Below are 10,076 nucleotides of genomic sequence, written 5' to 3' on the forward strand. Positions count from 1 at the left end.
CGACCGTCTACCCTAACTCAGGCGGCGAGTTGGCGCCATTCGGCCAGGGCAGCGGATCGGTTTTGCTTGAATGTTTCTCTGCGGTTTAAGTGACGCTCGTGGCTGAAGTGATTGTGGACGGATGATTGGGCTGAAACGAATTTCTGCAAGGTCTCGAAGCTGCGAAACTTGCCCATGGCGCGTTCCTTTCGCCTAAAGGGAAGGTGGGAGTTTTCGGCCCGGTTGTTGAGCCAGCGCCCCGTCTCCTGGCGGCCGGCATTACCGATCACGTTCATTGCCGCCCGATAGGAGCGTAGCCGGTCGGTCACTACGACCAGCGGATTGCCATACAGCTTCATCGTTCTGCGCAAGAATCTCAGCGCTGCCTTGCGATCCCGGCGCCTGGTTACATAGGCCTCAAGCACTTCACCCTCGTGATCGACGGCGCGCCAGAGATAGTGAAGCTCGCCGTTTATCTTTACGAAAACCTCGTCGAGATGCCACTGCCATTGGGTATGGGCTCGCATTGAGGCGGATCGTTTCTTGCGGATCTGCGCCGCGAACATTGGCCCGAACCGGTTCCACCAGAACCGCACCGTTTCGTGCGTGATATCGATCCCTCGCTCATGGAGCAGGTCCTCGACGTTTCGCAGCGAGAGCGGATAGCGGATGTACATCATCACCGCCAGGCGGATGATCTCCGGCGAAGTCTTGAAATATTTGAACGGATTACGCATCCGGAGAGGCTAGGGAACTACCGTCCCGCGCTCAAGACAAAGTTGCTCTGACAACGCCCTTCACCCTCATGATCGACGGCCCGCCACAGTTAATGAAGGTCACCGTTGATTTTCACGAAAACCTCGTCGAGATGCCACCGCCATCGGGTGTGGGCTCGCATTGAGGCAGATCGTTTCTTGCGGATCTGCGCTGCGAACATCGGCCCGAAGCGATTCCACCAGAACCGCACGGTCTCGTGCGTGATATCGATCCCGCGCTCGTGAAGCAGGTCCTCGACATTGCGCAGCGACAGCGGGAACCGGATATACATCATCACAGCCAAGCGGATGATCTCAGGTGAAGTCTTGAAATATTTGAACGGATTACGCATCCGGTGAGGCTAGGGAACCACGTTCCCGCACTTAAGGCGTTTTAATCTGACAACACCCGCGACTGGCTGGCAAGCACACTCGGTGCGCGGCGCCCTGGCCGGAGCCCTGCGCAAGAAGGGGCACATCATTACCTCGACCGTCGATGACGGCGTGCGCCGCTACCGGATCGCGGTGCCCGCATGAGCGCGGCCGAAGCGGGTGATGAGGCCGCTGCGCTCGGCGACCTCGATCTGGAGGGACTGCGCTCCGCCTGGCGGCTTCGCTTCGGCGAGCCGCCGCCGCTGCGCTCGGTGGAGCTGCTGGCGCTTCTGCTCGCCTGGCGCATCCAGGCCGGCCAGCAGGGCGGGCTGGATGCGGGCACCCGGGCGGTCCTCAAGCGCAGCGGCCCGGTTAAGGCGGAGGGCCTCGATATCGGGGTCGGTGCGGTCCTGCGCCGGGAGTGGAAGGGACGTGTCGTCGAAGTCCTCGTCGAAGAGGACGGGTTTCGGTGGGAGGGGCAGAGTTATGCCAGCTTGTCTGCCGCTGCGACCGCCATCGCCGGAACGCGCTGGAACGGGCCGCGCTTCTTCGGGCTTCGGCCAGCGGCGCGGGCGTCATGACCCGGCCTGCGGTCAAGCGCTGCGCGATCTACACCCGCAAAAGCTCCGAAGAAGGCCTCGATCAGGCCTTCAACAGTCTGGATGCCCAGCGTGAGGCCTGCGCCGCCTACATCCAGAGCCAGGCCGGTGAAGGCTGGCGGGCCATGCCCGGACTCTATGATGATGGTGGCATCTCCGGTGCCACCATGGAGCGGCCCGGCCTGCAAAACCTGCTCGCCGAGATCCGCAGCGGCCAGATTGATGTCGTGGTCGTCTACAAGATTGACCGTCTGACGCGCTCGCTGGCGGACTTTGCCCGGATGGTAGAGGTGTTCGATGCCCATGAGGTGAGCTTTGTCTCGGTCACCCAGGCCTTCAACACCACCTCCAGCATGGGGCGGCTTACCCTCAACGTCCTGCTCTCCTTTGCCCAGTTTGAGCGAGAGGTCACGGGCGAGCGCATCCGCGACAAGATCGCCGCCTCCAAGGCCAAGGGCATGTGGATGGGAGGGGCTGTGCCGCTCGGCTATGACCTGCCCGCTGCCCCTTCGCGGGCCTTGCGGGTCAATGAGGCCGAGGCGCGCCAAGTGCGCGAGATCTTCGAGCGGTATCTGGCGCTGGGCTCGGTCCACAAGCTGGAGGCCGAGCTGGCCCAGGCCGGCATCCGCTCCAAGCAGCGCATCACCGCCAAGGGACGCGCCATTGGCGGCAAGGCCTTCAGCCGCGGGGCGCTGTTTCATCTCCTGCGCAACAAGACCTATCTCGGCCTCATCGTGCACAGGGACAAAACCCATCCCGGCCAGCATCCGGCGATCATCGAGCCGGAGCTGTTCGAGGCGGTGCAGGCTTGCCTCAGCGCCAATGCCCGGCGCACCAGCGCGGCCGCCCAGACTCGGGCCCGGCTCGCGCTGACTGGGCGCATCTTCGACGTCGATGGCAATCCTATGTCGCCGACCACCGCACGCGGCTCCAAGGGCAAGCTCTACCGCTACTACGTCTCGGCGCCGCTACAGCAGGGTCGGCCGCGACCGGCAGCGGATACCGGCGTGCGCCGGGTGGCGGCAACGCAAACCGAAGCCCGGCTGGCCGATGTGGTCAACCGGCTGACCGGGGAGGAGCATGCCGCACCACTGGCCCTGATCCGACGGGTCGAGGTCCATGCTGATCATGTTCGGATTCGCCTACCGGCAAATCGCCTGACAAGCGTCGGCGAGCGCCTAGGAGAGGGTGAGACCGTTGGTCGAGTAGAAGGTGACCGCACCTGCCGGCAGTTGATCATCCCGATGCGACTTAAGCTGCAGAGCGGGCGCAGCTGGATCGAGGGCGCGCCCGATCAGCCACGACAGCCTGACCCCGCCCTCGTCGGCGCATTGCGCCAGGCCCATGCGGTGATGACACGAGATGCTCGTGGTCTGCCGATATTGCTCAGCGCCCCGGCCGGCCCCTATCGCCGCAAGCTGATCCGGCTCGCCTTACTGGCGCCTGATCTCCAGAAGCAGATACTGGACGGCCGCCAGCCCCACGGCCTGACCGTCACCCAGCTCATCGGCTGTGACCTTCCGCCCAGCTGGCCAGCCCAACGCGCGATGATCCAGGCGCTGGCGACAAACGCCCCAAAATCATAGCGAATCGCCGGCCCGAGCCTCACCCTGTTATTGCGGTTCACGCACCCTGCTACGGGGTAAGTCGGGCCCTGTTATGCGCTTGAAATGGCCTGTTTTGCGCAATAACAGGACCACGGGTTTTGCGCTGGCAAGGTGCTGATTTGGCGCTGGAAATCGTGATGGCTGCGACGGCAATGTCCGCGAAAGCCCTGTTTTGGGCCCGAAAATTGAGAAATTTCCCTGTTAATTGCCCATAACAGGCAAACTCACCCATATCGGCAACGCGCAGAGACCGGCCGTCCCAGCGCGCCGAAACAGGCCCGCAACACGGCGTCAGATCAGGGGCCAGATAGGGATGGTGGTGTGAAAACCCGCCCTGTTACCGCGCCTTGGCTGGGCAGGCCCGAAGGCAGAGACCGGTGTCGGGGGTTAGTGGCGGTGAGGGTGGGATTCGAACCCACGAGACGGTTCCCCGCCTACACACTTTCCAGGCGTGCGCCTTCGACCACTCGGCCACCTCACCGCGAGGAGGGCGGACTATACGCATCACAGGGGCTGGGGCAAGAGACCTCGATCAGCTGTCGGGGCATTGGCGGCAGGCCCGTGAGGGCCGGGTTTGCGGGGTCGGGCAGTTGGCGCTCTGGCATTCGCGCCGGGAGTGCTTATTTTGAGTGCAGAATTCGTTCGGAAACCCATCGCAGGAACGCGCCATGACCGAGCCTCGCCTGACCCCAGACCTGCCCCGCTCCGGCATCATTTCCGCCGACCAGGCCCTGCCCGGACGGGCAGCTCCACTTGCCACCACCGCAACCCATTTCGTCACCGGGCGGCCGATCGATGTGGCGGTGCCCGAAGGGATGGAAGAAGTCTTTTTCGGCATGGGCTGTTTCTGGGGGGTCGAGCGGCTGTTCTGGCAGACCTTCGGCGTCTGGCACACGGCGGTCGGCTATGCCGGCGGCCACACGCCGAACCCGACCTATGAGGAAGTCTGCTCCGGCGCCACCGGCCATGCCGAGATCGCCCGGGTGGTGTTCGACCCGCAACAGCTCGCCCTTGCCGATCTGCTGAAAGTCTTCTGGGAAGGGCATGACCCGACCCAGGGCATGCGCCAGGGCAATGATCGCGGCAGCCAGTACCGCTCGGTGATCCATGTCACTTCGCCCGACCAGCTTCGCGAGGCCGAGGCCAGCCGTGCGCGCTACCAGGCCGCCCTGGCGGCGCAAGGCCGCGGCATGATCACGACCGAGATCAACGGGGCCGGCCCCTTCTATCTCGCCGAGGATTATCACCAGCAATACCTGGCCAAGAATCCCGATGGCTATTGCGGACTGGACGGCACGGGTGTGGTCTGCCCGATCGGACTCGGCGCCACGGCGAGCTGAAAGCCTGCCGGTGCGGCCCTCGCCGCATCGCCGGAAATGACACAGAATGGCCGCATGCGGTGCCGCAAGGCGCGCCGGAGCCGGTGAGGAGCCTTCGCTTGAAACGCCTGATCGCCTTCGATATCGATTCGACCCTGTTGCGGGTGGAGTCACTGGACACCGCCATCGAGGCGGCGCTGTCGCGTCTGCCTGATGCGACAGAGGCCCGCAAGCGCCTGCATGACTTCACCAATGGCGGCATGACCGGCCGTATCGCCCTGCGCGACTCGCTGGAAGCCCGCCTGAAACTGGCCGCGCTCGACCGCGGCTCGGTCATTGCCATGGCCGAGGCGCTGCGCAAGCGCGTCACGCCCGGCATGCCGGCGCTGTTGCGGCAATTGCGCGAGCAGGGCGATGACGTGCATGCGATCTCGGGCGGGTTTGCCGATCTGCTGGAGCCGGTGCTTGGCGATCTGGGTTTCGGCCGCAGCGAGATCCACGCCAATCGCTTCCTCTTCGACGGCGATCTCGTCAGCGGGCTCGATCCGGACTGCCCGCTATCGCGCAATGGCGGCAAGGCGGAGATTCTCAACCGCATTTCCACCCATGCCGATACCACCATCATCGTCGGCGACGGCATGACCGATTTCGAGGCCTTCGAACAGGGCGCCGCCGACCGTTTCATCGGCTTCGGCGCCATCGCCCAGCGCGAGGTCGTGCTGGCGGCAGCGGAATGGTCGGGCCAGAGCTATGTCCGCAGCGTCAACGCCCTGGCCGGTGCGCTGAAGCGCTAGCCCGCCACAAGCCTTGCCCGGATCGTGCCGTCCATCGCCTTGACGCGATCGAGGAAATCCGCGGGCAGATCGCCCTCGAGATCGGCGGCGACATAGCCGAGCTCGCCGCGCGTTTCCAGCTGCTGCGCCGCGATATTGGCGCCGGCGGCGCTGACCGCGTCATTGAGGCGGGAGAGATAGCCCGGCGCATTGCCGTGGAAGCTGAGCAGGCGGACCCGTCCGGCCTTGATCGATCCCGGCTCGATCTCCGGCACATTGACCGAGCCCTTGGTCGAGCCATGGCTGAGAAAGCGCGCCAGCTTGGCCGCGACATCATCGCCGATCGCTTCCTGGGCTTCCAGCGTCGAGCCGCCGACATGCGGGGTGAGGATGATGTTCTCGAATTTCTGCAGCGGCGTCTCGAAGCGTTCATCCTTCGAGGCCGGCTCCTTGGGGAAAACATCGACAGCGGCACCGAGCAGATGGCCGCTTTCCAGCGCGGCGGCGAGGGCGTCGATATCGACCAGATCACCGCGCGCCTGGTTGATCAGGATCGAACCGGGCTTCATCCGCGCAATCGCGGCGGCACTCATCATGTTGCGGGTTTCCGGCAGGGACGGCACGTGCAGCGTGACGACGTCGCTCATTTCCAGCAGCTCATCGAGGCTGGCGACCGAACGGGCATTGCCGTGGGCCAGCTTGGGTTCGACATCGTAGAAATAGACGTGCATGCCCAGCCCGCTGGCGAGCACGCTCAATTGCGAGCCGATATTGCCATAGCCGACAATGCCGAGCTTCTTGCCACGCACCTCGTGCGAATTGGTCGCCGATTTGAGCCATTCGCCACGCATCGCCGCAGCCGAGCGCAGCGGCACGCCGCGCATCAGCATGATCACCGAGGCCAAGGTCAGTTCGGCGACCGAGCGGGTATTGCCGAACGGGCCGTTGAAGACCGGAATGCCCTTGGCGGAGGCGGCGTCGAGATCGACCTGGTTGGTACCGATGCAGAAACAGCCCAGCGCCAGCAGTTTCGGCGCGGCGTCGAAGGCGGCGGCGGTCATCCGGGTGCGCGAGCGGATCCCGGCGACACGGGCGCCGGCAAGGGCGGCGTGCAGCTCTGCCGGCTCGAGTGCCGAGGCATGACGTTCAATGCGCAGCCCGGCCGCGAGCAGCGGCGCATCGGCCACCGGGTGGAGGTTTTCGAACAGGACGGCGGTTTCGGTCATCTGGCGCTCCCATGAATCGGCGCCAGACTAGGACGATTTCGCTGCGTCGCAACATCCACCACAGGATTTTTCCATGAACCCGGATGGTTTTCGCAGCTCGTCACGAAAATCATGCGCGAAAAGATCCAGCGCGCAACATTATGCGCTTTAACTGGCCTCATAGGCGGCGCGCAGCCATCCGGTCACGGCGTCATCGACCGCCTCCAGGCTCTCGAGCCGGATGCGGTGGCTGACCATTGAATTGAACGAGCCCGACGCTTCCAGCCGCCCGTCCGCCGGCACGGATCCGAGATTGAGACCGAGATCGAGGCGGGTCTTGGTCGAGGGCTGAACGATGGCGAATTGTTTCGAGCGGCGCAGCGCGACATAGGTTTTCTTCGGTGCCAGCTCGACATCATCGCCGAGGCCGCGGGCGATTTCCATCAGCCGGTCATGGATCGGGCGCAGCGCGTCCTTGCCGGCATATTGCGCCGCGACCAGATCGGCATCGCCCGACGCCGAGGACGGCGCGAGGCGTTCGGGATTGAGGCTGGCTGTCGCCACCAGATTGGCATAGCCGTGGGTGAGGCCATGCTCGCCCTTGAGCCAGGCGACGATCTTGCCATGTTTGCGTTCGGGAGCCTGACCGGCCAGGACCAGCCAGTCCTCGAGCGCACGGCCGGTCTTCTCCGGCATGTTGGCGATCATGCTCTGCATCATCTCTTCAGGCGTGGCCATGTAATCCCCTCCTCTTGATCAGGCATCGGGCCCTTGATCAGCGGTCAGGCTAGTCATTCACGACAGCCGGGAAAACCCTATTCGCTAGCCGCAGACGCGTCCGCGTCGAGCGCATGCAGGGCCGAAAGGGTCAGGGTGACGTGCTCATTCGGGTTCATTTCCGAATGCTTGAAGGCGATTTCGCCATCTTGCGCGATCACATAGGAGGTGCGGCTGGTCCAGCCCGGGCGCATCATCAGTCCGACGCCATAGGCCGAGACCGTCTCGCGATCGACGGCGGCGACCGGGAAGGCGCTGGCGCAATGGGCCTCGGAAAACTCGGACAGGCGATCGGTATTGCCGGCGGTGACGCCGATCAGCGTGGCCCCGGCAGCGCTGAATTCAGCCGCAGATTCGGCAAACAGTGCCGCCTCGACATTGCAGCCGCCGGTAAAGGCGGCGGGGAAGAAATACATCACCACCGGACCGTTCGAGAGCGCCTCGCCGAGGTCGAAATGGAAGGCTTCGCCGCCGAGAAAACCATCGGCCTCGAACAGCGGCGCGGCATCGCCGACTTCGGGCGCAGCAAAGGCCGGCGCGGCAAGACAGGCGGTGGCGGCGAGGCTGGCAAGAATATGGCGCATGGCAAACTCCAGAGGTCGATGGGGATATAGTCTAGCGCATAAATGCGCCCTGCCGGATAATTTGCAAGGCCGCGCGGTCAATCAGGCGGCTCGCTCACCAAAAGGTGAGCGGACCGGCCTAGTTGTCATCCATCTTCAGCGCGGCGATGAAGGCTTCCTGCGGGATATCGACCTTGCCGAACTGGCGCATCTTCTTCTTGCCGGCCTTCTGCTTGTCCAAAAGCTTGCGCTTGCGGGTAGCGTCGCCGCCATAGCATTTCGCGGTCACATCCTTGCGCATCGCCGAGAGGGTCTCGCGGGCGACAATGCGGCCACCGATCGCGGCCTGGATCGGGATCTTGAACATGTGGCGCGGGATCAGGTCCTTGAGCTTTTCGCACATGGCCCGGCCACGCTGTTCGGCGCGGCCGCGATGGACCACCATGGAAAGCGCATCGACCGGCTCGTCATTGACCAGGATCGACATGCGCACGAGATCGCCCTCGCGATTGTCGACCCAGTGGTAATCGAAGCTGGCATAGCCCTTGGAGATGGATTTCAGCCGGTCATAGAAATCGAACACGACTTCATTGAGCGGCAATTCATAGACCAGCATGGCGCGGCTGCCGGCATAGGTCAGCTCGAGCTGGTTGCCGCGGCGGTCCTGGCACAGCTTGAGCACGCCGCCGAGATATTCGTCGGGCACCAGGATGGTGGCCTTGATCCAGGGTTCGGCAATCGAGTTGATTTTCATCACATCAGGCATGTCAGCCGGATTGTGCAGGTCGATCTGGGTGCCGTCGGTCATGTCGATCTTGTAGACCACGGACGGCGCCGTGGTGATCAGTTCGATATCGTATTCGCGCTCGAGACGTTCACGGATGACTTCCAGGTGCAGCAGGCCGAGGAAGCCGCAGCGGAAGCCGAAGCCAAGCGCCGCCGAGGTCTCCATTTCAAAGGAGAAGCTGGCATCATTGAGAGCGAGGCGTTCGATTGCCTGGCGCAGATCCTCGAATTCGGCACTGTCGACCGGGAAGAGGCCACAGAACACCACCGGCTGGGCCGGTTTGAAGCCCTTCAGGGCCTGGTCGCACGGGCGGCGGTCATCGGTGATGGTGTCACCGACGCGGGCATCGCGGACCTGTTTGATCGAGGCGTTGAGATAACCCAGCTCACCGGGGCCGAGGCTGTCGATCGCTTCCTTCTTGGGGCGGAAGACGCCGACACCATCGACGGGATAGGCGCCGCCGGAGCGCATCAGGCGGACCTTCATGCCCTTTTTCAGCGTGCCCTCGACGATGCGCACCAGACAGATGACGCCGAGATAGGCATCATACCAGCTATCGACCAGCATCGCCTTGAGCGGCGCATTCGGATCACCCGCAACCGGCGGCGGCAGGCGCTTCACCACGGCTTCGAGCACGTCCTCAATGCCGAAACCGGTCTTGGCGGAAATCTCGACCGCCTCGGAGGCGTCGATGCCGATCACGTCTTCGATCTGTTCCTTGACGCGCGGAACATCGGCGGCGGGCAGATCGATCTTGTTGAGCACCGGGACGATCTCGTGATCGACCTCGATCGCCTGGTAGACATTGGCCAGCGTCTGCGCCTCGACACCCTGGGAGGCGTCGACCACCAGCAGCGAGCCTTCGCAGGCGGCGAGCGAGCGATTGACCTCATAGGCGAAATCGACATGGCCGGGCGTGTCGATCAGATTGAGGATATAGGTCTTGCCGTCCTTGGCCGGATAGTCGAGGCGCACGGTCTGGGCCTTGATGGTAATGCCCCGCTCGCGCTCGAGCTCCATATTGTCGAGCACCTGCTCCTTCATCTCACGATTGGTCAGCCCGCCCGTGTACTGGATCAGGCGGTCGGCCAGGGTGGATTTGCCGTGGTCGATATGGGCCACGATGGAGAAATTGCGGATCAGGGATTGGTCAGTGCTCATGGGGCCGGGAGGTAGCATTGACTGACCGTGCGGCCAAGCGGGATGGGCTGTTTGCTTTATGCGCGCGCCAAAATCTCCACGCGGCTCGCCGCTGGAGGGATAGGAGGTGTGCGGGACGCGGCGAATGCCGTTTAGCGCAATAGATAAGTGAGACATTCGAAACGTCCCGCACGTGGAGA

At 63.8% G+C, this 10,076-nt stretch carries 10 protein-coding genes, 1 tRNA gene and 1 pseudogene; 5 read left to right on the top strand and 7 right to left on the bottom strand.

Annotated elements, in window-relative coordinates; genetic code table 11:
• Positions 1-17 precede the first annotated feature (17 nt).
• Together ACN0YL_RS03630 and ACN0YL_RS03635 are read right to left on the bottom strand one after the other, a co-directional pair.
• Complete coding sequence (locus ACN0YL_RS03630) at positions 18-716, bottom strand: IS6 family transposase (protein ID WP_417497065.1); 699 nt, start codon at positions 714-716, stop codon at positions 18-20.
• Positions 717-808: 92 nt separating this feature from the next.
• Positions 809-1,087, bottom strand: a pseudogene (locus ACN0YL_RS03635) (IS6 family transposase); the annotation flags it as partial.
• 46 nt (positions 1,088-1,133) lie between these two features.
• Here ACN0YL_RS03635 and ACN0YL_RS03640 point away from each other — a divergent pair.
• Genes ACN0YL_RS03640 through ACN0YL_RS03650 form a run of 3 tightly spaced genes read left to right on the top strand, consistent with a single transcriptional unit; the run spans position 1,134 to position 3,291 of the window.
• Positions 1,134-1,271: a DUF3489 domain-containing protein gene (locus ACN0YL_RS03640; RefSeq protein ID WP_417497453.1), complete on the top strand. Its 138-nt coding sequence runs from the start codon at positions 1,134-1,136 to the stop codon at positions 1,269-1,271.
• Complete coding sequence (locus ACN0YL_RS03645) at positions 1,268-1,687, top strand: DUF2924 domain-containing protein (protein ID WP_417497066.1); 420 nt, start codon at positions 1,268-1,270, stop codon at positions 1,685-1,687. Before ACN0YL_RS03640 ends, ACN0YL_RS03645 begins: the two co-directional genes overlap by 4 nt.
• Entirely contained in the window at positions 1,684-3,291 is a 1,608-nt protein-coding gene (locus ACN0YL_RS03650; RefSeq protein ID WP_417497067.1) for a recombinase family protein, read from the top strand. Before ACN0YL_RS03645 ends, ACN0YL_RS03650 begins: the two co-directional genes overlap by 4 nt.
• A gap of 412 nt (positions 3,292-3,703) precedes the next feature.
• Here ACN0YL_RS03650 and ACN0YL_RS03655 read toward each other — a convergent pair.
• Positions 3,704-3,793, bottom strand: a tRNA-Ser gene (locus ACN0YL_RS03655).
• 187 nt (positions 3,794-3,980) lie between these two features.
• On the opposite strand from ACN0YL_RS03655, the gene msrA reads away from it, so the two are divergent.
• Together msrA and ACN0YL_RS03665 are read left to right on the top strand one after the other, a co-directional pair.
• Positions 3,981-4,652, top strand: a complete 672-nt coding sequence (msrA, locus tag ACN0YL_RS03660) for a peptide-methionine (S)-S-oxide reductase MsrA (protein ID WP_417497068.1) — start codon at positions 3,981-3,983, stop codon at positions 4,650-4,652.
• A 98-nt stretch (positions 4,653-4,750) separates the two neighbouring features.
• A complete protein-coding gene (locus ACN0YL_RS03665) occupies positions 4,751-5,425 on the top strand; it encodes an HAD-IB family phosphatase (protein WP_417497069.1) in 675 nt (224 codons plus the stop codon).
• On the opposite strand, the gene serA is transcribed toward ACN0YL_RS03665, so the two are convergent.
• From serA to lepA, 4 genes are all read right to left on the bottom strand, one after another.
• The gene (gene serA, locus ACN0YL_RS03670) at positions 5,422-6,630 is read right to left on the bottom strand and encodes a phosphoglycerate dehydrogenase (RefSeq protein ID WP_417497070.1); all 1,209 of its coding nucleotides are present in this window, start codon (positions 6,628-6,630) and stop codon (positions 5,422-5,424) included. The two genes, ACN0YL_RS03665 and serA, sit on opposite strands and share 4 nt — an antisense overlap.
• A gap of 147 nt (positions 6,631-6,777) precedes the next feature.
• Positions 6,778-7,347: a DUF4287 domain-containing protein gene (locus ACN0YL_RS03675; protein ID WP_417497071.1), complete on the bottom strand. Its 570-nt coding sequence runs from the start codon at positions 7,345-7,347 to the stop codon at positions 6,778-6,780.
• A gap of 77 nt (positions 7,348-7,424) precedes the next feature.
• The gene (locus ACN0YL_RS03680; RefSeq protein ID WP_417492446.1) at positions 7,425-7,970 is read right to left on the bottom strand and encodes a redoxin domain-containing protein; all 546 of its coding nucleotides are present in this window, start codon (positions 7,968-7,970) and stop codon (positions 7,425-7,427) included.
• 118 nt (positions 7,971-8,088) lie between these two features.
• Positions 8,089-9,897 carry a translation elongation factor 4 gene (gene lepA, locus ACN0YL_RS03685; protein ID WP_417492447.1) on the bottom strand — a complete coding sequence of 603 codons (1,809 nt, stop codon included), beginning with the start codon at positions 9,895-9,897 and terminating at the stop codon, positions 8,089-8,091.
• Between the last annotated feature and the right edge of the window lie 179 nt (positions 9,898-10,076).

This window comes from Maricaulis sp. (assembly GCF_048269565.1).
Classification (GTDB): domain Bacteria; phylum Pseudomonadota; class Alphaproteobacteria; order Caulobacterales; family Maricaulaceae; genus Maricaulis.

Excerpts from the sequence above, each read along its gene's own strand:
- serA (WP_417497070.1), bottom strand. The coding sequence starts at position 6,630 with ATGACCGAAACCGCCGTCCTGTTCGAAAACCTCCACCCGGTGGCCGAT.
- ACN0YL_RS03650 (WP_417497067.1), top strand. The coding sequence starts at position 1,684 with ATGACCCGGCCTGCGGTCAAGCGCTGCGCGATCTACACCCGCAAAAGC.
- ACN0YL_RS03680 (WP_417492446.1), bottom strand. The coding sequence starts at position 7,970 with ATGCGCCATATTCTTGCCAGCCTCGCCGCCACCGCCTGTCTTGCCGCG.
- ACN0YL_RS03675 (WP_417497071.1), bottom strand. The coding sequence starts at position 7,347 with ATGGCCACGCCTGAAGAGATGATGCAGAGCATGATCGCCAACATGCCG.
- msrA (WP_417497068.1), top strand. The coding sequence starts at position 3,981 with ATGACCGAGCCTCGCCTGACCCCAGACCTGCCCCGCTCCGGCATCATT.
- ACN0YL_RS03645 (WP_417497066.1), top strand. The coding sequence starts at position 1,268 with ATGAGCGCGGCCGAAGCGGGTGATGAGGCCGCTGCGCTCGGCGACCTC.
- ACN0YL_RS03630 (WP_417497065.1), bottom strand. The coding sequence starts at position 716 with ATGCGTAATCCGTTCAAATATTTCAAGACTTCGCCGGAGATCATCCGC.
- lepA (WP_417492447.1), bottom strand. The coding sequence starts at position 9,897 with ATGAGCACTGACCAATCCCTGATCCGCAATTTCTCCATCGTGGCCCAT.